Raw genomic sequence first — 626 nt, forward strand, 5'->3', positions numbered from 1 at the left:
CAGGATTTGCGTGAGGCTGGCGAAGCCTGCGGTAAGCACCGAGTGGCCCGCCTGATGCGTAGGGAAGGTTTACGCTCTCAGACGGGCTATCGACGACGCCCTGGCTGCTATGGCGGCGGAAAACCGGCTGTTGTATCACCCAACCATTTAGACCGTCAGTTTGAAGTAACAGCGCCCAATGTTGCTTGGGTGACAGATATTACGTACATCCGAACGTACGAAGGCTGGCTTTACTTAGCGGTGGTGATCGACCTGTTTTCCCGTCAAGTGGTTGGCTGGTCGATGAAGTCTCGTATGACGACGGAGTTAGTGCTGGATGCTTTGTTATCGGCAGTCTGGCGACGCAAGCCACAAGAAACTGTGATGGTGCATTCAGATCAAGGAAGCCAATTCAGCAGCGGAGATTGGCAAAGCTTTCTGAAAGCCAATCACTTGGTGGGCAGCATGAGTCGGCGTGGTAACTGTCATGATAACGCCGTTGCTGAGAGCTTTTTTCAACTCCTCAAGCGAGAGCGGATCAAGCGACAGATTTATTCGACACGGGAAGCGGCTAGACGCGACGTGTTCAATTATATCGAAATGTTTTACAACCCAAAGCGCCGACACGGCACAAGTGATAACTTGTC

1 protein-coding gene is annotated in these 626 nt (G+C 52.2%); it reads left to right on the forward strand.

Annotated features, from left to right (window positions below):
• The coding region (locus ACT3R7_RS20720) for an IS3 family transposase (protein WP_496199468.1) at positions 1-626 on the forward strand (626 nt) is incomplete at both ends.

The sequence above is a fragment of the Halomonas sp. AOP43-A1-21 genome (assembly GCF_052376775.1).
In the GTDB taxonomy this organism is placed as follows: Bacteria; Pseudomonadota; Gammaproteobacteria; order Pseudomonadales; family Halomonadaceae; genus Vreelandella; species Vreelandella colorata.